Origin of the sequence: Winogradskyella ursingii (assembly GCF_013403975.1) — a bacterium.
Lineage (GTDB): Bacteria > Bacteroidota > Bacteroidia > Flavobacteriales > Flavobacteriaceae > Winogradskyella > Winogradskyella ursingii.
The window spans coordinates 432717-452218 of sequence record NZ_JABFDH010000002.1 but is presented as its reverse complement, the minus strand read 5'-3'; the positions used below and the strand labels follow the sequence as shown (position 1 = coordinate 452218).

The following is a 19502-nucleotide window of genomic DNA, read 5'->3' as shown; positions in this document are numbered from 1 at the left end:
ACCCATTAATCAGAGGTTCTGAGAATAAATTAATTATAAAATGAAAAATACAGCAATAACAAAAGACGTTCAAAGCAAAATGACACCAGATAGTGTCTTGAAGGATCTATTGGAAGGCAATAAAAGATTTACAAACGGAAATTCTGAAAGCACAGATAACTCAGCATTAATTAATCAGACTACAGGTGGGCAGTTTCCAAAGGCAGTAGTCCTTTCTTGTATAGATTCAAGAGTTCCGGTTGAAACAGTTTTAGACCAAGCGATTGGAGATGTTTTTGTTGCCAGAGTAGCAGGTAATTTTGAAAACACTGATATTTTAGGAAGTTTGGAATACTCTTGCAAAGCCGCAGGAAGCAAATTGGTTTTAGTACTCGGTCACGAAAGTTGTGGAGCGGTAAAAGCTGCTTGTGATGGTGTAGAGCTAGGAAACATTACTTCAATGTTAGAAAATATAATGCCAGCAGTAAGAAAATCTGCCGATGAAGTTGAGGGAGCAGCCGATTCTTCAAACAGTGAGTTTGTAGCTAAGACAGTCGAAAATAACGTAAAGTTAACCATCGATAGAATCCGTGAAAAAAGCCAGATATTAAAAGAAATGGAAGATAATGGCGAGATAAAAATTGTTGGTGGTGTCTATAGCTTACATTCAGGTAAGGTTGTGATGTTGTAAAAATGCAACATCAAGTATATCAAATATAAATAGAAAGCCACTCGAAAGAGTGGTTTTTTTCTTTTTTAAATAACGTTGAATAATATGATTGAGCTATACATCGTCATCAAAAACGCCTTCCTCTTCAAGCTCATCCTCAGAATTTATAATACTTGGAAAAATCATCGGAGCCAATGATTTAACTGGTTCATAAAGGACACTTTCTTCTATATCTTCATTATCCATAAACGGAAGTGTTTTATTAAACTTATCAAATATTAATAATAGGACGCTGAGAATTAAACCCATTTTAAGCGCACCAAAAACAGCGCCAAGCAATTTATTCAAGATACCTAAAGCTGCAAAATTCGCCAGTTTGGTCAATGCTTTTCCCGCAAGGGTAATCACCAACACAATGACCACAAAAGTGATTGCAAAGGCAACAATATTAATGGTTTTTTCTTCCCAATCTACTCGTGGTTCTAAAAATTCTGCTGCAAAATTGCTGAAGTGAATGGCGCCATAAACTCCTAAAACCAATGCTAGTAAAGATGCAACTTCTACAAAAAGGCCTTTAAAAAGTCCGCGAATCAATCCAAAGAGAAGAATAGCAGCTAAAACAATATCAATGACACTCATAATACTAGCGGTTTAGGCAAATATAAATTAACTTTGCATAATTATAACGTTAGGATTTAATAGTAAATTATATAAATTGAAATTCCTGTTCTATCGGGAAACGAGTATGGCAAGAGACGAAGAATTAAAAGAACGATGGGAATTGGTGGTGGAAAAGCTCTCTAACCAATTTGCAGATGGTGACAAGCTGGATCTGGATTCCATTATATATCTTATTGGTGTTCAAGAGCTTGGTCAGATACATCGCGAATATAAAAAAGACCACAAACTCGATTTAATGCACATTGCTATTTGTAAAGTTTTAGAACCTTATGGTTTTTATGAGTTTGATTTTGTTGATGATGAAGGCTGGCCACATTATAAAGTAAAAGCGCAATTACCACATCTTAAGGCAGGAGAACAAAGCATTTTAATGAAAGAGGCCATTGTGAATTATTTCGTTGAGACAGAGTATATAGATTAAGATTTTATAAATTTGCAGATTCAATTTTAAGATACTGATTAATTCCGGCACAAGTCGGTACAGCATAAAAGAAAATGATAGAAAAGCTAAAAGAACTCATTGCCGAAGCAGAGGCATTTACAGCCCAATCCAAAGATGAGGTTGAAGCATTCCGTATTAAATATTTAGGATCAAAAGGACTTTTGAAACAGTATTTTGCCGAATTTAAGAATGTAGCTAATGATCAAAAGAAAGAGTTTGGACAGACCATCAACCAATTAAAGAAAACCGCTGAAGATAAAGTTGAAACTTTAAAAGTGGCCTTTGAAAATCAGGAAGAGGAAAAAGGTGTTTATGGCGATCTATCTCGACCAGGAGAACCTATCTCAATAGGTGCGCGTCACCCCATTTCAATCGTAAAAAATCAGATTATAGATATCTTTTCACGTATCGGTTTTAATGTGAGTGAAGGTCCAGAAATTGAGGATGATTGGCATAATTTCACAGCGTTGAATTTACCAGAATATCATCCAGCACGCGACATGCAGGATACATTTTTTGTTCAGACCAATCCAGATATTTTATTACGTACCCATACAAGTTCTGTGCAAGTACGGTACATGGAAAATAACAAGCCACCAATAAGAACAATTTCACCAGGTCGTGTATATAGAAACGAAGCAATTTCGGCACGTTCACATTGTTTCTTCCATCAGGTTGAAGGCTTATATATTGATAAAGACGTTAGTTTTGCAGATCTAAAGCAAACGCTCCAATATTTTACGACAGAGATGTTTGGTAAATCTAAAATCAGGTTGCGACCATCATATTTTCCATTTACGGAGCCAAGTGCTGAGGTAGATGTATATTGGGGTCTCGAAACCGAAACTGATTACAGAATCACAAAAGGTACAGGTTGGTTAGAAATTATGGGTTGCGGAATGGTAGACCCTAATGTTTTGGAAAACTGTGGCATCGATTCAAAAGTATATTCAGGATTTGCATTTGGTATGGGTATTGACCGTATTGCCATGTTATTGAACCAGATTAGTGATATTCGTCTTCTAAGTGAAAATGATGTTAGGTTTTTAGAGCAGTTTAAGAGTGCACTTTAAAATGGAATTCTTCAATATTTATTTTGGATATTTTGACTTAATCTTAATCTTAATTTTCATAATTACGAATTATATTTTCTGAAATATATTTCAAGTTTTTAATAGTTGCATACCAACTGCTCTCTTATGTTTTATTTGGTCTCATATTTCCTTTAGTTTCTATGTTTATTGAAATAAAAGTGAACTCAAATCCAGGAGATAATGCTTTTAATTTACTCTATACCTGTTTTAGGTTTCCTATTTATTGGATAATTGTATTAATTCAAATTCTTATTATTCATTTTAGGATTAAAAAAGCTTAAAAATATTTCAAAATCAAAACTCACCCCTTAATCCCCTCTCAATAGTGGAAATTGTAAAATTTGAAGTTGTGGTGTAAATTTTCAATTATAAAAGTTCCCTTCCTCGGAAGGGCTAGGGATGGGTTTCATTCCAAATGTTCAGCACCTTCAACACTAAAAACAGACTTCCTAAATTCAAAAGGTTCTTTTTCGTTTAATAGTTTTAAAGCACCTTTTTCTTTAATGAGTTCAGAAAAATGGGCTTCTTTTTTATCATATTGTGCTTTATTGGAATAAGTGGTGATTAACATTAAATGAAATGGTGTCTCTTTCGTATATAGTGTTTTTACAAGTTGGTAGGAATGGATGTAGTTTTTTTGAACTGCCTTTTCTCTTAAAAGTTTCCAATTATTTTGAAAATAAAATAAGGCTTCAGCTTCATTGTTATTCAGGATTTCTACGGTTTCAACGGTTGAGATTCTGTCGTTTTGGCTGAATATTGAAAAACAAATAAATAAAAAAAGTATTAGTAATTTGAATTTCATTATTAATGTTTTTTTTACCTTAAAATTAAATTTTAATTATCTTAATAAACTACCTCTTTGAGTAATAGTGAATCTTTTCTTCTAATATTCACCTTTCCAAGAGAATGTTTTAAATATATAATTGTAGGGCCATATTGATATTCTGGTAATGAGATGGGTTTTTCGTATTCGAGAGTATCAATTGAATAGAAGTCCAAATAGTTTGTATAACTTGATTTTATATAAACCCTAACCTTTTCATTAGGAACTATAGCTTCACACTTATAAATCAAATTTTTTACTGGGGCGCTAGTATTATCACCTTTTATTAATTCAAAAATATCTGGATTAAATATTACTTTGTCTTCATTGAATGTTCTTATTTGAAGTTCTACATTGTCAGCAGTATTTTCACCTGTATTCATTATTATAAAAGAAGTATTTAATACATCTAAATTTTTGACTTTACTAAATTCAATCTCTGTAGCTTTAAGCTCGACTTTTTCAAACTGTTTTAAGACAAATGGCATCGTGAAAATCAGCTGACCAAGGCTAATAATTATGGCTAATATTGAAAGCATAAGTGAAGTGTTCAATTTATATTTTCTCGTTTTCTTTCTTTTAGACTTGCCCATTTAAGATTTATAAAAATTTTTTTAGTAATGAATATCAGGTAAGATCGCCTTTTTAAATATAAAATCAAAACACTTAACTTTAACCCAGTGAAAAAAGACATAAAAATACCAGAAGTAAAAGATGTTCACGTAGCAGTTGTGCAAGAACAACACCCAGAATATAATACTCAAGATTGGAATGCCTACATCATAAATAATAGTGATGCAGATTTAGAAACGGTACTTATTGTTTCGCAAGGTTATAACGATAAGAAGATGACACCACCGATGCGACACACTATTACTATGTTGCCGGCAAGAAGCTACGCCAAAATTGAATATCTCCAAGAACAGGTTTTAGAATTGAACAACACCTTTAAAGTGACCTTCTTTAAAGACAGCCAAATGTTTGATAAAACTTATGTTTTTAGAAAAAATACGATTAATGAAAATGCGCTTCAGCAATTACCACTGATGCAGTTGAAAGGGGTATTAGTGAAATAAAATTCTGGGAAAGCAAAAATCTCATTGTTTATTGCAATAACCTTAGTATTTGTCATTCGGCACTTGATGCGTAATTCATTATGATGAGATTCAGAAATCAAGTTCAGGATGACAATGAAGATCAATCCAACTTATCGGTCAACTTGGCAAACACTTTCTTAGGATTTTTATTCTCGTAAAGAATATCGTAAACCGCCTTAATAATCGGTAAACGTGTTTTCTTTTTGTTTGTAGAGTTTAATTCGTAAGCACTTTTTGTAGCATAATAGCCTTCGGCAACCATATTCATTTCCATTTGTGCAGATTTTACGGTGTAACCTTTTCCAATCATATTACCGAACATACGATTTCTGGAAAATGTAGAATATCCCGTCACCAATAAATCACCCAAATAAGCTGAGTTATTGATGTTTCTCTTCATCTTGTGCATCTTTTTAATAAAGCGTTTCATTTCACGAATCGCATTGCTCATTAATACACTCTGAAAATTATCGCCATAGCCCAAACCATGGGCAATTCCAGCAGCAATGGCGTAAATATTCTTCAACATAACCGCATATTCCGTACCTATGATATCATCGCTGATTTTGGTTTTTATATAATCGCTCGATAAATTGTCTGCTATGGCTTGTGCCTTTTTGGGGTCTGCACATGAAATGGTTAAATAGGAAAGACGTTCTAGTGCTACTTCCTCCGCATGGCAAGGACCAGCAATGACTGCAATATTTTCGATAGAAACATTGTAGATGTCATGAAAATGCTCACCAACCAATTTTCCGGATTCAGGAATAATTCCTTTTACTGCTGAAACCACCACTTTATTCGTAATGTCAAATGTCAATTTTTCTAACTCAGAATACATAAACGCAGACGGAATTACAAAAATGAGCACATCGGCCCATTCGGCCATTTCATTAATATCGTTGCTAATTTTTAACTGCTCCGTTTTAAATTCTACCGAACTCAAATAACTCGGGTTGTGTTGCTCTTTTAGTAAGTGTTCTTTGGTATAAACACTGCGCATGTACCAACCGACCTCATCCAAATTTTCGCAAAGCATCTTTACAATTGCGGTGGCCCAACTTCCTGCGCCGAATACTGCATAATTTTTGAGGTTGTTCATAGAATATTATGGATTGTCTGATTCAAAAATAAGAAATCTTTTATGTAAAATGTAGAGTTTTTTCAGTCACATCGAGCAATGTCTGCATGCGATTTCATTAATAACACAGATTTCTCGACTTACTTACTAAGCTACTATCGGGTAAAACACTTCTTGTCCTTGTAATTATCTAAAAAACAGAAGGATAAGTTTAAAATAAATTTTTGGCACATGTTTTGAAACTACAAAAATATAAACATTAAAAACGTATGATTATGAAGACATTGAAACTACTATTAGGATTTGCACTAACTGCAACTTTGTTTACCTCGTGTTACACTGAGGAGATAAATATTAACGATAACAGTCCTGCAATTTCATTGAATCAATTATTGAATTCATACGATTTATGGTACGTGGACATCAATGAAACTTTGGGTTCTGGTGAAACACCTTTTTTACAAATTGCTTTTACCCTGTCATTTAGAAACGGTGAATTATATGCCAATAACAATTTAGTTGGATTTGGAAGCCAAGGCAATGGTTATGGTGTGCCAATTGGCAACTATGATGCTTATGATATGATATTGGATGTTGATCATGTGATTGATGGTTTTGAGAGCTTTGATGTGTTTCAAATTGATAATAATACCATTGAATTATACAACCCATTTAATGATACCTCTTATTTTTTAGAAGGCTACCAAAGAGCAACATTTGATTATGATTTTGTGTTCTATGATAATATTCATTATTTCTTACAGGAATATGAGGCTTGGGAAAAAAGCTATACGAGTAATGTTGGTGCATTAAACGAATTTGATGAAGAAAACTATTTGCAGTTTTTATCTGGTGGCAACGACTCAACCTTTAGAAGTTCGCAAGATGCCAATGTGAGCAATCCGGATAATATATTTTGGGATTATACAGGTGTATATGGAGTAGGTGATGTGTCAAATAATAGCTACCTAAAAACATTAACATTAGATTATGACTTTTTTGACAATGAATTTTTTGAACTCAGCGTTATTGATGATGGTACGGTAGAACTTTATCATGCAGACTCTGGTACAACATATGAGTTTAGAGGTAAAGGATACATACAATATTATAGGTCTTCTGATGCACAAGGTAAAACTTCTGTACAAACAGATCAACCTAAAAAGAGAAAACAAAAAAGCCCAAAGGTTGATAACCCTAGAGCAAATTTAAGAAGCTAAATTTGGTTGGTTATTTAGTTTCTAAAGCGCTCAGATAAAACGTGAGTTTTGCTGGGCGTTTTTCTTTTACTGAAATCATTCCAGAACCATTTTCAGTTCCTCAAAATCATAAGGTTTTGCAGTGATAATTTTATCCTTACTCAGTAAAAAGTAGCTTGGCGTCGCACCAATACCGTAGGTTTTTACAACAGGATTCTCCCATTTACCCAAACCGATAGTTTGGATAAAGTCTGGATAGTTTTTGATTTCCTCAGACCATTTAGTGTCATCATCTTCCAGGCCAAAAGCAACTACTTTCAAGTTGGGTCTATTAGCTGTAAGTTTTTTAACCATTGGCAATTCTGTTAGGCAATGTCCGCAACCACTGCTCCAAAAAATTAACAAATATTGGTCGGCACCTGTTAATTGATGTAAGCTCGTTTCGTTACTATTATTTTTAATCTTAAAATCTGGTGCTTTAGTTCCTATTGATGTGTTTTTGTAAGTGGTAATGGTTTCTGCTAAAACTCTGTTATCTGTTTTATTTGCTAAATCCAATAAATACCTGTCAGTGATATAATTGGCCACATCATGATTTTCTAAAGTCACAAAACGTAGCCATAAAATTTCCAGAAGACTGGTTTTGATTACTGCATTATCCTCGTTAATGGCCAAAGCCACATCATCTATATGTGTTTTGTAAGTGTCATCCGTTGGGTTTTGCACCATATTAAACACATAGGACGTCACTCTATCCACTAAAAAGGAGGAACTCTGTAACATGTAATCACTAAAATCTAAATGCTTTAAATAATTAGCTTTTAGATTTTTTGAATAAGTTCCTATATTTTCATATTCACTCGGAATATAAGGTCGGTTGGCCTTGATAAATGTATTTACCAATTTTTCTTTGGCAGATTCTTCGTAAGCCTTTTGCGTGTCTTTTAGAACTTTAAATATGGAAGTAAAACCTTCTTTATCTAGATTATCTTTTGCATAATAATTACTAATGGTCTGGTTCACCATTTCCATACTTTTCAGGTAGGAGTTCCAAAGCTTGTTTTCTTCAGATTGGGTGAATTCTACACCATTTTCAAAGCTGAAATTAAAAGCAATGGATTCTTTTCCATCATAAATGAAATCAAAATTATTTTCCTCAGCCGGCACTGCATATACTATTTTATAAATTCCTGCGCCAATTGTAGAATCCAATTCAATTTCAAAACCACCTGAACCATCTAGTTTGCCGCGTTCTACATAATCAGCACCTTCTGGTGTGGCTTTATATAAAAAGGCATAGGTGAAATCCTCTGCTGGAGTAAATGTGCCCTTCACAGATTGCGTAAATCCTATAAGCGGAAAAATTAAAATCAGGAACATTAAATTTTTCATAATTACAATACTATTTTATTATCTAGTTAAAGGTTAAAAAAAATAACAGTTTTATTAAAGTTACTTTAGTTTCTATAAAGTTTTTCAAGTATTTGTCATTTCGAACGAAGTGAGAAATCTCATCATGATTGTACAATTATGAGATTCCTCGTCGCTATGCTCTGTCGGAATGACAACATACTTTAAGATGAGTTTCATTCATTGTCTAAAACTATGAATTTCAAATTCATAGTGGTTTATTAAAATACGACTTCAATAATTGAGCCATACCATTCAATTTGGTTTTTTCTTAGAACGTACGCTTTCAATAATAACGGTCAATAATATCAATGTACCACCTAAAAAAGTGTTGGTACTTGGCACTTCGTTCAAAAATAAATAGGCCATGATAATTCCAAATACGGGCTGTGCACTACCAATAATACTGGCGGTACTAACTTTAAAATATTTTAAGCTGTTTACAAACATGGTATGTCCAATCGCCGTGGTCAGTAAAGCTAGTAATAAAACGAATGGAAATTGTGTTTTTATGTTGGAAGTATCCATAAAAAACAAAAAAGGAATTAAAACAAAAGTCAATATCACAACCTGATAAAACATGAGCATTGTTGGGTTATAATTTGAAACATGTTGTTTTAACATCAGAGTTCTGAGAGCATAACAGATTGCCGATAATAAACCCAACAAAACCCCTTTAAGTTGACCACTCTGTAAATTTAATTCTGGTGCTAAAATATAAATACCAAGCAATACCATTATTCCTAAAACAATATACATTGGGTCGAATTTTGTTTTAAAAAATAACGGTTCTAAAATGGCGGTAATTATAGGAAATGTGAATAGAGATAACATGCCAATAGCAACGTTAGATAATTTTAGAGAATAAAAGTAGGTAATCCAGTGCGCGCCTAGAAGGATTGAACTTATTACAAATGTCCACCTATCTTTTTTCGAGTTTATTTTAAGATTAATGCCTCTGTAGATACAAAAAACCAACAAAAAAACCGTAGCAAATGCAGATCGCCACCATATGATTGCAGGTGCTGGCATTTCTATATATTTGCCCAAAGCACCAGAGGTGCTTATAAAAATAGTAGCAACGGTAAGCCACAAAAGATGCTGTGAGTGGCTTGATTGTTTCATATTTGTGACAGTGCGATTAAAGCTTGTTTTGTAGATTTAATCGGCTCAAAAGTGATTATAAGGCGAAGTCCATTTCTTGTTTTTTTCTCTTTCATCTTGCACTTATCGGCATTTGCTTGTACAAACTGCAGCACTTTGGTAAATTCATTGCTCTGGTAAAATCCGCTATTTTGATCTTGAATAAAATAACCGATCATTTTTCCTTGTTTCATAATGAGTTTTTCAATACCCAATTTTGTGGCAATCCATTTTAAGCGTACACTATCCAATAAATCCGAAACTTGGGTTGGTAACTCTCCAAAACGATCAATGATTTCAGATTCAAATTTAGCCAGTTCTTCTTCGGTTTTTAATTCGTTGAGTTTGGTGTAGAGGTTAAGACGTTCCGAAATATTATTGACATAATCATCAGGAAAAAGCAATTCGAAACTGGTGTCTATAGTAATGTCTTTTACATATTTTTTAGGTTTGCCATCATCTTTATATAAATCTGCAAATTCTGATTCTTTAAGCTCTTCAATAGCTTCGTTTAATATTTTTTGATAAGTGTCGAACCCAATATCGTTTATAAAACCACTCTGTTCACCACCCAGCAAATCACCTGCTCCACGAATTTCTAAATCTTTCATGGCGATATTGAAGCCACTTCCTAATTCTGTAAATTGTTCCAGCGCTGTGATTCGTTTTCTGGCATCTGTGGTCATTGCAGAATATTCTGGCGTAATAAAATAGCAAAACGCTTTTTTGTTGCTTCGACCTACTCGACCTCGCATCTGGTGTAAATCGCTCAGTCCAAAGTTATTTGCATTATTAATAAAAATAGTATTGGCATTTGGTACATCCAAGCCACTTTCAACGATGGTAGTACTGACCAAAACATCAAATTCACCATTCATAAAAGCCAACATCAGGTTTTCAAGTTTTTTACCGTCTAGTTGACCGTGACCGATGCCGATTTTAGCATCTGGCACTAAACGCTGTATCATACCAGCAACTTCCTTAATGTTCTCAATGCGATTATGAATAAAAAACACCTGTCCACCACGCTGAATTTCATAACTCACTGCGTCACGAATGGTTTCTTCGGCAAAACGAATGACATGACTTTCAATTGGATATCGGTTCGGCGGCGGAGTGGTAATTACCGATAGATCACGAGCTGCCATCAGGCTAAATTGAAGCGTTCTTGGAATCGGTGTTGCCGTCAATGTGAGCACATCCACATTTTCTTTTATTGTTTTTAATTTTTCTTTTACTGCTACACCAAATTTTTGTTCTTCATCTACAATAAGCAACCCTAAATCTTTAAATTTTACATTTTTATTGGCTAATTGATGCGTGCCAATTATGATATCCACAGCGCCTTTTGCTAGTCCTTCTAATGTCTCTCTTTTTTCTTTCGCAGTTCTAAAGCGGTTTACATAATCTACAGTAACAGGAAAATCCTTTAATCGTTCCGTAAATGTCCTATAGTGTTGATATGCCAAAATTGTTGTTGGGACCAAAACCGCTACTTGTTTTCCGTTATCCACAGCCTTAAAAGCGGCTCTTATCGCAACTTCGGTTTTACCAAAGCCAACATCACCGCAAATTAAGCGATCCATTGGTCGCTCACTTTCCATATCGGCTTTGATGTCTGCCGTTGAGGTCACTTGGTCTGGCGTATCTTCGTAAATAAAAGAAGCTTCCAGTTCGTGTTGCATATGGCTGTCTGGAGCATATTGAAACCCTTTTTTGAGCTTCCGTTTGGCATACAGTTTAATGAGATTGAAAGCAATTTCCTTAACACGTGATTTGGTCTTTTGTTTAAGGTTCTTCCAGGCTTTGCTTCCTAGTTTGTAAATTGTTGGTGGTTTCCCATCCTTGCCATTAAACTTGGTAATTTTGTGAAGTGAATGAATGCTTAAATACAAAATGTCACGTTCGCCATAGACCAGTTTAATTGCTTCTTGCTTTTTCCCCTCTACATCAATTTTTTGAAGCCCACCAAACTTGCCTATCCCATGGTCTATATGAGTGACGTAATCGCCAATTTCTAAATTGGTGAGTTCCTTTAAGGTAATGGCCTGCTTTTTGGCGTAGCCATTTTTTAGGTGGAATTTATGGTAACGGTCAAAAATCTGATGGTCTGTGTAAACAGCAATCTTGTGCTCAGCATCAATAAAGCCTTGATAGAGTGACAGCACTATAGTTGTGTAATGTACTTCTTCTTCGGCATCATCAAAAATATCATGAAACCGTTTAGCCTGTTGCTCACTAACACAGGCAATATAATTGGTAATACCGTTGTCGTGATTGGTATTTAAGTTTTCAATCAAAAGATTGAATTGTTTGTTGAACGCTGGTTGTGGTTTTGTATTGAAAGCGATTACACTCCTGTCACTTTGACTTCGCTCGGTGACTAAAGAAACATCTTGGCTGCTGAGCGTAGCCGAAGTACCAAACTCAACCAAGCTATAATCCAACAATTGACGCTTTAATAATTCAGAATTACAGAATAATTCTTCGGGTTCGGCATGCTTAACTTCTGAGTTTAGATTTTTGAACGCCTCTTCGGCCTTAGTATAAAACTCATCAATTCTGGAAAATAAAAGGGGTGCATTTTTTGAAAACACCACTGTTTTATTAGAAATATATTTTAAAAAACTCTCTCGGCTTTCAGCAATCGCTTTGTTGGCTACATTTGGAATTATACTTACTTTCTTAATACGCTCGGTAGAGAGTTGGGTTTCTACATCAAAGGTTCTTATGCTGTCTACTTCATCGCCAAAAAATTCGATTCGGTATGGTTCATCATGAGAAAAAGAAAACACATCAATAATACCACCTCTCACTGAAAATTCGCCTGGCTCGGTTACAAAATCGACCCGCTTAAATTTATATTCAAATAAAACTTCGTTAACGAAATCGATACTTAATTCATTTCCAACGGAAATTTTGAGCGTATTCTTTTCAAGCTCTTTTTTGGTGACTACTTTCTCAAAAAGTGCGTCAGGATAGGTGACAATAATACACGGCTTTTTACGTGAATTGATCCGGTTTAAAACTTCAGCGCGTAAGAGTACATTCGCATTGTTAGTTTCTTCATTTTGGTAAGGTCTGCGGTAACTTGCTGGATAGAACAACACATCTTTGTCGTTGAGTAATTGCTCTAAATCGTTGAGGTAGTAGGCGGCCTCTTCCTTATCGTCAAAAACAATTAAAAACGGTTGTTCGGCCGATTTGAATACTTGTGAAATTACAAGAGAAAAAGAAGAACCTACAAGGCCTTTTAAATGTATTTTATTTTGCGGTTGGGCAATAGCAGATTGCAGATTTTGCAATTGCGAAGTCTGTGCGAGGGTTTGGGCAATAGATACTTTACTCAAGTTTCTTTTGTTTGAAGATGCAAAAGTACATGATTTTTTTATTTGGATATTGAAAAAAATAAAATGAAGAATATTTAATGGATTAATTGAACAGCTTTAATAAAGTGGTGAAACTTAATATTCTTTTTAATTGCAGAATGTTGTCTGTTTTGCTTAAAAAATATTCAATAATTTGAAGGTTAGGTAACGGATAAAAGTATTAATAGATTTATATTTGTTCACACATTTTACAGGATAACTAAAATAAAAAAACATGTCATTTTCAGATTTATTTGATAGCGGATTTAAAAAGCGTAACGAAGACCATTTTGCTGCCATAGTAAGAGTCGCAATGAGCGACGGAGTTATTACCGATAAAGAACAGGCTTTTTTAGACCGTTTAGCAAGAGGCTTAGACATTAGTGAACTCGATTACAAACAAATACTTAAAGATTACAAGAGTCACCCTATTAACCCACCAACGTCTTACGATGTACGTTTAGAGCGTCTATATGATTTGGCGCGTATGGTTTGGGCAGACGATATCGAAGGGCCCAACCAACATTGGCTACTAGAGAAATTATGTGTTGGGTTAGGTTTTAATTCTGCCAATGTAAAATATATTGCAGATAAAGCACTAGTGCTAGCACACGATAAAGTGGATTTGGACACATTCATTGACGGTATAAAATCGATGAACGAGTAAAAGAATTCAAAATAACTCATAAAAAAAAGCGACTACACTTAGATAACCTTAAGTGATAAGTCGCTTTTTCTATTTTGGGTTATATCGTTATTGCGCTTTACGCATAAACTCTTCTGCTTTTTCAACCATATTTTTGCTGCCACAAATAAATGGTACACGCTCGTGAAGTTCGGTCGGTTCTATATCCATAATTCTCATAAATCCATCGCTGGCTTTGCCGTTAGCTTGTTCAGCTAGAAATGCCATTGGGTTACATTCATATAACAAACGTAATTTTCCTTTAGCATTTTGAGAACTTTTAGGATAAAGATAAATACCACCTTTTATCATGTTTCTATGAAAATCAGACACCAGAGAACCAATATATCTTGATGTATACGGTCGGTCGCCTTCTTCCATTTGGCAGTATTTAATATAATTTTTTATGCCTTGAGGAAAATGGATATAATTGCCTTCATTTACAGAGTAAATTCTACCATCTTCAGGAAATTGCATATTAGGATGTGATAAATAAAATGTGCCAATAGCTGGGTTTAAAGTAAAACCGTTAACACCATCGCCTGTGGTATAAACCAACATTGTAGAGGTTCCGTAAACGACGTAACCTGCTGCTACCTGCTGGTTTCCTTTTTGAAGAAAATCTTCAATGGTTACAGGAGTTCCTACAGGTGTGACACGTCTAAAAACTGAAAATATCGTTCCAACAGAAACGTTCACGTCAATATTAGAAGATCCGTCTAAAGGATCAATTAGTACAATGTATTTGTTTTGATTGTTTTCATCCTGGCTATTAATAGCAATAAAATCATCTTCTTCTTCACTGGCAATTCCACAGACAATATTCCTTTTGGTCATGGTCTGGATAAATTTTTCATTGGCATAGACGTCCAATTTCTGCTGATCTTCACCTTGGATGTTCGTGTCGCCAGCAGCACCGATAATATCAACGAGTCCTGCTTTGTTAACTTCATGATTTACAACTTTGGCGGCTAAACGAATAGAGTTAATCAGTCTGGAAAGTTCGCCAGAGGTGTATTTAAATGAAGCTTGATTCTCAATTATAAATTCACCTAAGGTCTGATTTCTTTTGGACATAAAGTTGTGTAATATTGATTAGTAGCGTACAAATATCGTGTTTTTTAACAAACTATAACGTTTTCGTTGAGCAAATAAATTGTTATCTAAAGTTGGTTTGGTTTATATTTGAATTTCTGTCTTTAAAACTAAAAATGAATCAACCAAGATTAGCGAAAAAAGAAGATATGCCAAGAGTTTTAGAGCTCATCAACGAATTGGCAATTTTTGAAAAAGAACCAGAGGCGGTAGAAATTACTCTAGATGATTTAATAGCAGATGGTTTTGGTGAACAGCCTAAATTTACGTGTTTTGTGATTGAGGTTTTACAAAAAGTAGAAGGTTTGGCATTAGTGTATCCACGATATTCTACTTGGAAAGGGGTTGTTTTGCATCTTGAGGATTTAATAGTGAGCCAGTCCCAAAGAGGCAAAGGATTAGGGACTTTACTTCTGGACGAAATAGTTAAATATGGCAAACAAAAAGACGTAAAAAGAATCAGTTGGGAAGTGCTGGATTGGAATGAACCTGCAATTAAATTCTATGAAACCAAAGGCGCAAAGGTGATGCGAGACTGGAACGTCGTACAACTCAATAAAGAGGGAATTGAAAACTATCTAAAACAATTATAATGCGCGTTTTTAAGTTTGGTGGTGCTTCTGTTAAAGATGCTGAAGGGGTAAAAAATCTAGCAAAAGTTTTAAAAACCATTGGTCACGATAAAACTCTGATCGTCATTTCTGCAATGGGCAAAACCACCAATGCCCTAGAACAGGTCACTGAAAATTATTTTGAAAACAAAACGGAATTACAAAGCTCAATTCATGAAGTGATTAAATATCACAATGAAATTCTAATTGAACTGTTTGATAATGAAAGACACGAAGCTTTTGGTGCAGTAAAGTTATTTTTTGATGAAATAAACCACTTTTTTAAAAGTAACAAATCGCCTGATTACAATTACGTGTATGACCAAATAATAGGTTTTGGTGAGTTAATTTCAACAACCATAGTCAGTCATTATCTCAATGAAATTGGCATTAAAAATAACTGGATAGATGTTAGGGAATATATAAAAACGGACAATTATTATAGACGAGCCAATGTAGATTGGGACACCACGCAAAACAATATCGCCCATAATTTTAATAGAAACGTTCTCAATATCACACAAGGTTTTTTGGGTAGTGATGCAAACAATTTTACAACCACTTTAGGTAGAGAAGGTAGTGATTATACAGCCGCAATTTTTGCCTATTGTCTCAATGCCAATAGTGTTACCATCTGGAAAGATGTCAAAGGCGTGCTAAATGCAGATCCTCGCTATTTTGAAAATGCCCAATTGCTCAACCAAATTTCGTACACGGAGGCGATTGAACTGGCATTTTATGGTGCGTCTGTCATCCATCCTAAAACGCTTCAACCCTTACAGCGAAAGGAAATTCCACTGTACGTAAAATCATTTTTAAATCCTGAAGAAAAAGGAACTTGTGTGAGCAAGGGCAAAGCTATAGAGCCGGAAATTCCTTGTTTTATCGTTAAGAAAAATCAGATTTTAATCTCATTGTCCTCATTGGATTTCTCATACATAGTTGAAGAAAATATAAGCGATATATTCAACTTGTTGCATTTATATAAAATGAAGGTGGACGTTATTCAGAATTCTGCTATCAGTTTTTCAGTATGCATTGAAAATGTTTATAATAATCTCGAAAAACTGCTTCAGCATTTAAAAGCGAAATTCAAAGTAACGTTTTACGAAAACGTGAGTCTTTATACCATACGTCATTATAACGATGTTGCCATTAATGCATTGGAAAAAGATAAAACGGTATTGCTGAAGCAATTGACACAACAAACGGTTCAAATTGTAACTAAATAACATTTACTACATTTGTTTTATGGGGAAATCATCTGATATAGGATTAGTAAGCGCAAAAGAAGTAGCCAAAGCCATTCACGCAGACAAATATGGCTTCGTCGGTACTTTTTTTGGGTGGATATTAATGAAGGTCCTTAAAATTTCTACTCTAAATAAAATTTATAACCGTAACAAACATCTGAGTGAACTTGAGTTTTTGGATGGGATTCTGGATGAATTTCAGATTAAGTTCGAAATACCCGAAGAAGATTTAAAACGCCTTCCAAAAGAAGGGCCCTTTATAACGGTTTCTAATCACCCGCTCGGTGGAATTGATGGCATATTATTGTTGAAATTAATGATTGAACAGCGCAACGATTTCAAAATAATAGCCAATTTTTTGCTGCATAGGATAGAACCCATGAAACCATATATTATGCCAGTCAATCCTTTTGAGGATAGAAAGGATGCAAAAAGCAGTGTCGCAGGTTTTAAAAATGCGATTAAACATTTAAGAGATGGTCATCCGCTCGGTGTGTTTCCGGCAGGGGAAGTGTCAACATACAGGGATGGTAAATTGGTAGTGGACCGACCTTGGGAAGAAGCGGCAATGAAGTTGATACAAAAGGCAGAAGTGCCAGTAGTACCAATCTATTTTCATGCTAAGAACAGCCAGTTATTCTATAGACTATCAAAAATCAGTGATACTTTTAGAACTGCAAAATTACCGTCGGAATTATTGACACAAAAAAGACGTGTAATTAAGGTGAGAATAGGCAGGCCAATCTCAGTTGCAGACCAAAAGGAACATGAAACTTTAGCTGGTTTTTCAGATTTTTTGAGACGAAAAACCTATATACTTTCAAATGCTTTTGCGGATAAACCGAAGATTTTAGATAATATACAATCGTCTTTAAAAGTACCAAAACTACCAAAACGGATCGTAACACCTATCGATTCTAAACTCATGATTTCTGAAGTTGAAAAACTAAGAAAAAATGATTGTAGACTATTAGAAAGTAAAAATTACGAAGTGTTTTTGGCCGAAGCAAAAGCAGTACCGAATATTCTAAGGGAAATTGGTAGGTTACGAGAAATTACTTTTAGAGAAGTGGGTGAAGGTACGAATGAAGCTATTGATTTAGATACTTTTGACACGTACTACCATCACATGTTTTTATGGGACAATGAAAAAAATATTATTGCCGGTGCTTATCGAATGGGATTGGGCTCCAAGATTTTTGAAGCACATGGCATTGATGGTTTTTACCTTCAGGATCTGTTTCGTTTTGAGCCTGAACTTTATAAAATGATGAGCCAGTCCATAGAAATGGGACGAGCGTTTATTATTAAGGAATATCAGCAAAAACCGATGCCATTATTTTTACTATGGAAAGGGATTGTGCATACCACATTGCGCTATCCTGAACATAAATATTTAATTGGCGGAGTAAGTATTAGCAACCAGTTTTCAAATTTTTCTAAAAGTTTGATGATTGAATTTATGATGTCTCATTATTATGATCCTTACGTGGCACAATATGTTCATCCTAAAAAAGAATTTAAAGTAAAGCTAAAGGATGCGGACAAAGAGTTTGTTTTTGACGAAGCTGAAGCTGATTTAAACAAGCTCGATAAACTGATTGATGAGGTAGAACCTGGTGCGCTTCGACTGCCTGTACTGTTAAAAAAATACATTAAGCAAAATGCTAAGCTTGTTGCTTTTAATGTAGATCCTTTATTCAATAATGCTGTTGATGGTCTTATGTACATTAAAATCGCCGATTTGCCAGAGAGTACCGTAAAGCCTGTGATGGAAGAATTTCAAGCTGAGCTGGAACGGAAATTCATGAATGGTAATGGAGATTAATCGAGTTTTTTTCTATTTCTTTATTGTACCATTTTTTGGCTTTGCTCAGACCTTTTCAGGCACAGTTATCGATAAGGCAACCCAACAACCCATAGAAACTGCTTCGGTATATTTTGATAATACGACAATTGGAACTACGACCAATGAAAAGGGCGAGTTTTCAATCACCTACAGTGATGCAGTGCAATCTACATTGGTTATATCTTACCTTGGCTATCAAAAGGTTTTTATTAACGACTACAGAATTAAAAATAATGTAATTATAGCCCTTGTTGAAGCAGCAAACACTCTTGATGCGGTCTATCTAGATTATGATGATGGACTCACGAGAAAGCAAAAACTAAAATTGTTTAGGAAAGAATTTTTAGGCAGTTCTAGGTTCGCCAAATCATGTAAAATCCTAAATGAGGAAGATTTGATTTTAAGATACAATAGGCAGAATAAGGCATTATACGCTAGTGCTCTAAAACCAATCATTGTTGAAAATAACGCTTTACAATATGAGGTGGCATTTGAAATTTTGGAGTATGAAGCAAGCTATTATCAGGCAAATCCCGAGACAAACGTTTTTAACATTAAAGCATTAACTTATTTTGGAACTTCCTTTTTCAAGGATACCAATATTGAACATAAGAAAAGATTTTTTAAAAACAGAGAAAAAGCATACAAAGGCTCAGTACAGCATTTTATGCGATCCTTGTTTTATCAAAATTTAAAGGCAGAAGGTTATCACGTGTTTTCAGGTAAATTTAGAGTCAACGAATGGGACTATTTTAAAGTGATAGAAACTGAAAATAGAGACTCTAAAATAGTGACTCTCAAAAAAGAAGTTTCTATATTATTTAATAAAAAAATGCAATCTAAAATTGAATTAAAAATACCAGAATTCTATGTCGATATTTATGGTAATTACTCACCTATTTTAGGTGTTTATTTTAGTGGTGATTTGGGAATGCAACGTGTTGGTGATATGTTGCCTTCAAATTATGGTTTGGACATAGAACAATAAAAAACCCAGAACTTTAATTCTGGGTTAGTTG

At 34.5% G+C, this 19502-nt stretch carries 18 protein-coding genes; 10 read left to right on the top strand and 8 right to left on the bottom strand.

The genetic code is table 11. The annotated features are described in order from the left end of the window. The first annotated feature begins 40 nt into the window (after positions 1–40). The gene (locus tag HM983_RS05795) at positions 41–670 is read left to right on the top strand and encodes a carbonic anhydrase family protein (RefSeq protein ID WP_179344446.1); all 630 of its coding nucleotides are present in this window, start codon (positions 41–43) and stop codon (positions 668–670) included. 93 nt (positions 671–763) lie between these two features. On the opposite strand, the gene HM983_RS05790 is transcribed toward HM983_RS05795, so the two are convergent. Beyond that, positions 764–1288 carry a CvpA family protein gene (locus tag HM983_RS05790; RefSeq protein WP_179344445.1) on the bottom strand — a complete coding sequence of 175 codons (525 nt, stop codon included), beginning with the start codon at positions 1286–1288 and terminating at the stop codon, positions 764–766. Between the two features lie 106 nt (positions 1289–1394). Here HM983_RS05790 and HM983_RS05785 point away from each other — a divergent pair, with 106 nt between their 5' ends. Beyond that, positions 1395–1751, top strand: a complete 357-nt coding sequence (locus HM983_RS05785; protein ID WP_179344763.1) for a hypothetical protein — start codon at positions 1395–1397, stop codon at positions 1749–1751. 74 nt (positions 1752–1825) lie between these two features. After that, positions 1826–2845 carry a phenylalanine--tRNA ligase subunit alpha gene (pheS, locus tag HM983_RS05780; RefSeq protein WP_179344444.1) on the top strand — a complete coding sequence of 340 codons (1020 nt, stop codon included), beginning with the start codon at positions 1826–1828 and terminating at the stop codon, positions 2843–2845. Between the two features lie 427 nt (positions 2846–3272). On the opposite strand, the gene HM983_RS05775 is transcribed toward pheS, so the two are convergent. After that, on the bottom strand, positions 3273–3671 hold the full coding sequence (locus HM983_RS05775; RefSeq protein ID WP_179344443.1) for a hypothetical protein: 399 nt from the start codon (positions 3669–3671) through the stop codon (positions 3273–3275). Between the two features lie 41 nt (positions 3672–3712). Further along, complete coding sequence (locus HM983_RS05770) at positions 3713–4231, bottom strand: hypothetical protein (protein ID WP_179344442.1); 519 nt, start codon at positions 4229–4231, stop codon at positions 3713–3715. 141 nt (positions 4232–4372) lie between these two features. Here HM983_RS05770 and HM983_RS05765 point away from each other — a divergent pair, with 141 nt between their 5' ends. Continuing rightward, positions 4373–4768 carry a hypothetical protein gene (locus tag HM983_RS05765; protein ID WP_179344441.1) on the top strand — a complete coding sequence of 132 codons (396 nt, stop codon included), beginning with the start codon at positions 4373–4375 and terminating at the stop codon, positions 4766–4768. 121 nt (positions 4769–4889) lie between these two features. Here HM983_RS05765 and HM983_RS05760 read toward each other — a convergent pair whose 3' ends face one another. Next, positions 4890–5891 (bottom strand): NAD(P)H-dependent glycerol-3-phosphate dehydrogenase, encoded by a 1002-nt coding sequence (locus tag HM983_RS05760; RefSeq protein ID WP_179344440.1) that lies wholly within the window; start codon positions 5889–5891, stop codon positions 4890–4892. 254 nt (positions 5892–6145) lie between these two features. On the opposite strand from HM983_RS05760, the gene HM983_RS05755 reads away from it, so the two are divergent. After that, positions 6146–7090, top strand: a complete 945-nt coding sequence (locus HM983_RS05755) for a nicotinic acid mononucleotide adenyltransferase (RefSeq protein ID WP_179344439.1) — start codon at positions 6146–6148, stop codon at positions 7088–7090. Positions 7091–7165: 75 nt separating this feature from the next. On the opposite strand, the gene HM983_RS05750 is transcribed toward HM983_RS05755, so the two are convergent. The 3 genes from HM983_RS05750 to mfd all read right to left on the bottom strand — a co-directional run bounded on the left by HM983_RS05750 (position 7166) and on the right by mfd (position 12972). Further along, entirely contained in the window at positions 7166–8461 is a 1296-nt protein-coding gene (locus HM983_RS05750) for a TlpA family protein disulfide reductase (RefSeq protein WP_179344438.1), read from the bottom strand. Positions 8462–8734: 273 nt separating this feature from the next. Further along, on the bottom strand, positions 8735–9604 hold the full coding sequence (locus HM983_RS05745) for a DMT family transporter (RefSeq protein WP_179344437.1): 870 nt from the start codon (positions 9602–9604) through the stop codon (positions 8735–8737). Then, positions 9601–12972 carry a transcription-repair coupling factor gene (gene mfd, locus HM983_RS05740; RefSeq protein WP_179344436.1) on the bottom strand — a complete coding sequence of 1124 codons (3372 nt, stop codon included), beginning with the start codon at positions 12970–12972 and terminating at the stop codon, positions 9601–9603. The genes HM983_RS05745 and mfd overlap by 4 nt, the downstream gene beginning before the upstream one ends. Positions 12973–13225: 253 nt before the next feature. On the opposite strand from mfd, the gene HM983_RS05735 reads away from it, so the two are divergent. Further along, a complete protein-coding gene (locus tag HM983_RS05735; RefSeq protein WP_179344435.1) occupies positions 13226–13657 on the top strand; it encodes a tellurite resistance TerB family protein in 432 nt (143 codons plus the stop codon). 87 nt (positions 13658–13744) lie between these two features. Here HM983_RS05735 and fbp read toward each other — a convergent pair whose 3' ends face one another. Then, the gene (fbp, locus tag HM983_RS05730; protein ID WP_179344434.1) at positions 13745–14752 is read right to left on the bottom strand and encodes a class 1 fructose-bisphosphatase; all 1008 of its coding nucleotides are present in this window, start codon (positions 14750–14752) and stop codon (positions 13745–13747) included. Positions 14753–14886: 134 nt separating this feature from the next. Here fbp and HM983_RS05725 point away from each other — a divergent pair, with 134 nt between their 5' ends. From HM983_RS05725 to HM983_RS05710, 4 genes are read left to right on the top strand one after another with little or no spacing between them, the layout of a single operon-like run. Next, entirely contained in the window at positions 14887–15363 is a 477-nt protein-coding gene (locus HM983_RS05725) for a GNAT family N-acetyltransferase (protein ID WP_179344433.1), read from the top strand. Further along, positions 15363–16613: an aspartate kinase gene (locus tag HM983_RS05720; protein ID WP_179344432.1), complete on the top strand. Its 1251-nt coding sequence runs from the start codon at positions 15363–15365 to the stop codon at positions 16611–16613. Before HM983_RS05725 ends, HM983_RS05720 begins: the two co-directional genes overlap by 1 nt. 19 nt (positions 16614–16632) lie before the next feature. Beyond that, a complete protein-coding gene (locus HM983_RS05715; RefSeq protein WP_179344431.1) occupies positions 16633–18462 on the top strand; it encodes a GNAT family N-acyltransferase in 1830 nt (609 codons plus the stop codon). Next, positions 18452–19471 carry a carboxypeptidase-like regulatory domain-containing protein gene (locus tag HM983_RS05710; RefSeq protein ID WP_179344430.1) on the top strand — a complete coding sequence of 340 codons (1020 nt, stop codon included), beginning with the start codon at positions 18452–18454 and terminating at the stop codon, positions 19469–19471. The genes HM983_RS05715 and HM983_RS05710 overlap by 11 nt, the downstream gene beginning before the upstream one ends. Positions 19472–19502 lie beyond the last annotated feature (31 nt).

What these genes read in the sequence shown, in the direction of transcription:
- HM983_RS05795 (WP_179344446.1), top strand. Translation starts at nt 41, where the DNA reads ATGAAAAATACAGCAATAACAAAAGACGTTCAAAGCAAAATGACACCA.
- HM983_RS05790 (WP_179344445.1), bottom strand. Translation starts at nt 1,288, where the DNA reads ATGAGTGTCATTGATATTGTTTTAGCTGCTATTCTTCTCTTTGGATTG.
- HM983_RS05785 (WP_179344763.1), top strand. Translation starts at nt 1,395, where the DNA reads ATGGCAAGAGACGAAGAATTAAAAGAACGATGGGAATTGGTGGTGGAA.
- pheS (WP_179344444.1), top strand. Translation starts at nt 1,826, where the DNA reads ATGATAGAAAAGCTAAAAGAACTCATTGCCGAAGCAGAGGCATTTACA.
- HM983_RS05775 (WP_179344443.1), bottom strand. Translation starts at nt 3,671, where the DNA reads ATGAAATTCAAATTACTAATACTTTTTTTATTTATTTGTTTTTCAATA.
- HM983_RS05770 (WP_179344442.1), bottom strand. Translation starts at nt 4,231, where the DNA reads ATGCTTTCAATATTAGCCATAATTATTAGCCTTGGTCAGCTGATTTTC.
- HM983_RS05760 (WP_179344440.1), bottom strand. Translation starts at nt 5,891, where the DNA reads ATGAACAACCTCAAAAATTATGCAGTATTCGGCGCAGGAAGTTGGGCC.
- HM983_RS05755 (WP_179344439.1), top strand. Translation starts at nt 6,146, where the DNA reads ATGAAGACATTGAAACTACTATTAGGATTTGCACTAACTGCAACTTTG.
- HM983_RS05750 (WP_179344438.1), bottom strand. Translation starts at nt 8,461, where the DNA reads ATGAAAAATTTAATGTTCCTGATTTTAATTTTTCCGCTTATAGGATTT.
- HM983_RS05745 (WP_179344437.1), bottom strand. Translation starts at nt 9,604, where the DNA reads ATGAAACAATCAAGCCACTCACAGCATCTTTTGTGGCTTACCGTTGCT.
- HM983_RS05735 (WP_179344435.1), top strand. Translation starts at nt 13,226, where the DNA reads ATGTCATTTTCAGATTTATTTGATAGCGGATTTAAAAAGCGTAACGAA.
- fbp (WP_179344434.1), bottom strand. Translation starts at nt 14,752, where the DNA reads ATGTCCAAAAGAAATCAGACCTTAGGTGAATTTATAATTGAGAATCAA.
- HM983_RS05725 (WP_179344433.1), top strand. Translation starts at nt 14,887, where the DNA reads ATGAATCAACCAAGATTAGCGAAAAAAGAAGATATGCCAAGAGTTTTA.
- HM983_RS05720 (WP_179344432.1), top strand. Translation starts at nt 15,363, where the DNA reads ATGCGCGTTTTTAAGTTTGGTGGTGCTTCTGTTAAAGATGCTGAAGGG.
- HM983_RS05715 (WP_179344431.1), top strand. Translation starts at nt 16,633, where the DNA reads ATGGGGAAATCATCTGATATAGGATTAGTAAGCGCAAAAGAAGTAGCC.
- HM983_RS05710 (WP_179344430.1), top strand. Translation starts at nt 18,452, where the DNA reads ATGGAGATTAATCGAGTTTTTTTCTATTTCTTTATTGTACCATTTTTT.